The 3,242-nt window shown below is 32.3% G+C and carries 1 protein-coding gene; it reads right to left on the reverse strand.

All coding sequences use genetic code 11. The features are described 5' to 3' along the window. Positions 1 to 210, reverse strand: a 210-nt coding sequence (locus QRY16_RS21600) for a hypothetical protein (RefSeq protein ID WP_289778011.1), incomplete at its 3' end; no start/stop codon positions are given. Positions 211 to 3,242 lie beyond the last annotated feature (3,032 nt).

A 3,242-nucleotide genomic window follows, 5' to 3' on the forward strand; every position in this document is an offset into this window, starting at 1 on the left:
ACGATTGACCCGTCGATGAGCCATCATCAATCTCTTTTCCATCCTTTGATTCAATTTGATTACCATTTGAGGATATAAGTTGTTGTTGTTGCTGCTTTTTTGTTGCTGTTGTGATAATTGATGTTGCTCAAAGACATTGCTTGCCATCCAAGAGTCGTTGAGGTAGCACCAGTAGATGAAGCAGCACCAGTTGTCGATGATAATGTTCATCCAGTTATTGCTGCTGATGCTACTGCGGTGATCGTATTTTTTGTCATCACATTCATGACACAGGTTAATGCACGTCGTTCAGTGAAATAGTTACCAACAATTACCGGGAACGAAAATGATTTCAATTTGAAGCCAAGAAAACAATTGGTTATTGATGGTTTCAATTGGATGCTGAGGAAACAATTGGATGCAAATGGTTTTAAAGGAGTCCAATGTAACAGCGATGTTTGTCCTTAAAAATTTTCACCTTCGGCAATTCGCATCAACATAATCCAAACCAATCGGCAACAGGAAAGTTCGGTGAAACCCAGATCAGCAAGCAAATGATCAGCAACAGAGAAATTGAAATTGATCCTTTTCCAAGACAGTAATGGTGAAATCCAAATCAGCAAACGATTGATCTGCAAAGGAATATTCTAAGTTGATCTTCGTTTAAGGTAAAATTTAATAGATACCAAACCAACAAACGATTGAACGAACAGGATAATCCTAAGACATTTTGACATATCAGCCATAACGAACATCAGCATCGGGAATGGTATTCTGCAAAAAGACATAGCCAAAGAACGCCATTGCCACAATCATTGCCATCCAACGATTTTGACATGAAAAATTACAAAAAAAATGTCAGTGAATTATCAAAGTAATTAGTTTCAAAATATACTTAACTTTGATAACATTCAACAACGGCATAATCAAGAAATTGAAACATCGGCCATTATAATGTTTTGCAGCATAGTGACACCACAAAATAGACCAACGGCTACGAGAAATCAAACTTAATCGTCGTCCTAAAGAAAGTTCGGCAAACGATGTTCGAGAGTGTGATCCCAATGATCAGCGGCCAAGTTGATGTTCCACCTTGATCATCACCAATGAAAGCCAAGAAACGATTGATGATCTGTTTGGTTTATGCTTGAGCTTATATACAAATTTTATGGTACTTCAGCAACACATTTGTTAGTGTTCAATGTGGTGTGTTCAAGTCATCCCAGTTTAAACTGTGTTTTCAGCCACACATTTGCTAGTGTTCAATGTGGTATGTAGGGTTAAAGTTATCATCATCTCAGTTTAAACTTTGATAATTTCATGTTGCCAATACACTATAGGGTAAACATGAACTTCATGTCAAAGCATGTACAACGATAGATGAGTTGGGGCCAACCGATTAATTGTACAGTGAAAGAAGAAAGCCAACAATATGAATCATTTGTATCATGATTAGAACGATTCGAATCGAGTCAAATGTATCATCATGAGTCGAGATGCTTCATCGATGCAGTGCTATATCGGCAAATTTTGGTACTAAAACAATAAACATAAACATATGGTCGAATAAAATTTGTATTAGATTTTTTATAATGATAAATATGGATAATTTACCAAGGTATCATTTGGTTACCGAGGAAACAATTTGATGCCAACAAGCGAACAACGATTGTGGGTACAAATTAACATCCAATGAGGTTTCCAATGAAATAAAAGTAGAAGTATTCCACATGAATGAATAGTATATCATAGTGAACATAATAAACCAATTACAAATGTAGACCTATGTAAAATATGTAAGAAAGAATTTTTGTTAATAAAGTTAAAAACTTACAATAAAAATTGTTGGAATAACACTTTGTTTTCAAAACAAATTAAACGGAGGATACTTTGGTGCACTATATTTGTTCAACATCATTGTGGCCAACAATACACATGAATGTAAAACAGCTAGTTGTGTACACACGTGCATATTGGCTTCATACAATAACATTGTTTTACAACAAAACGGTGAATATTTTTAATAAAGTTTTATTTTGAAACTAACAGAAAATTTAATTTCCAATCGATTGAGACCACGATCAAGTTTGTACGTTTTATCATTTTAAAGTTATCGGCGTTTGAACACGCCCAGCTATTTTCTATAGGAAAATGCCACATAGGAAATACATTGGAATGTTTACACGCGTGCTATATAAAAACTAAATTGATTATAATTATGAAATTAAGCACATTTATAGAATTTAAGATTCTGAATCGATTGACACCATGATCAAGTTTGTACGATTTACCGTTTTTGAGATAATTGAGTTTTTAGATATAAATTCACTAGATGGCGTCACTAGTACTGTACCAAATAATTTTAAAATTTTTTCAGTTTTGCAAATTTTTCAAAATGTTCGCTGGTGGCGACACCTGGTGGATTTTTAAATATTAAAAATATTTTCAAACGCGTTTTATGTAAAAACTACAGCGATTTCAACCATGAAATGAGGCTGACTTTTAGATTTTAAGATTCTGAATCGATTGACACCATGATCAAGTTTGTACGTTTTATCATTTTAAAGTTATCGGCGTTTGAACACGCCCAGCTATTTTCTATGGGAAAATGCCCCATAGGAAATACATTGGAATGTTTACACGCCGATAACTCAAAAACGATAAATTGTAGAAATTTGATCATAATGTCAATCGATTTAGAATCTTAAAATCTATTAGTCAAAATAATTTTATGATTGAATTCGGTGTAGTTTTCATGTTTCATGCGTTTAAACATTTCAATGTATTTCCTATGGGACATATTTTCAAAACGCCAAAAATGAATTTTTTCGATAGTATCGATAGTATTTCGTTCATCACTTTCGATTAAATTCAATTTTTAAAATTATTGATTAAATTATTATCTATGTTTAAACAAGTATAACTCAAGAATTATAAATTGTATAACATTTATCATAACCTTATTTGATAAAACGTTTTCTTATCTATATTTGTGCCAAGATTTAGAATTTAGTTCTGCGCGGTTTTTGAGATATTGAATTTACAACAGACCATGTAAAAAATGCTTTAAACGCGTATAATTCAAAAACGATAAGATCTACTAAATTGATCGTAAACTCATTCGATCTAGAATATAAAAATCTATAAACATAAAAAGTTTTGACGTTTAATTCGTGGTAGTTACTAAGATATTAAGATTTAAACATAAAATAAACAATAAACATAAAAAACGTGTATAACTCATGAATGATAAGATCTACCAA

It is taken from the genome of Mixta mediterraneensis (assembly GCF_030283135.1).
Classification (GTDB): domain Bacteria; phylum Pseudomonadota; class Gammaproteobacteria; order Enterobacterales; family Enterobacteriaceae; genus Pantoea; species Pantoea mediterraneensis.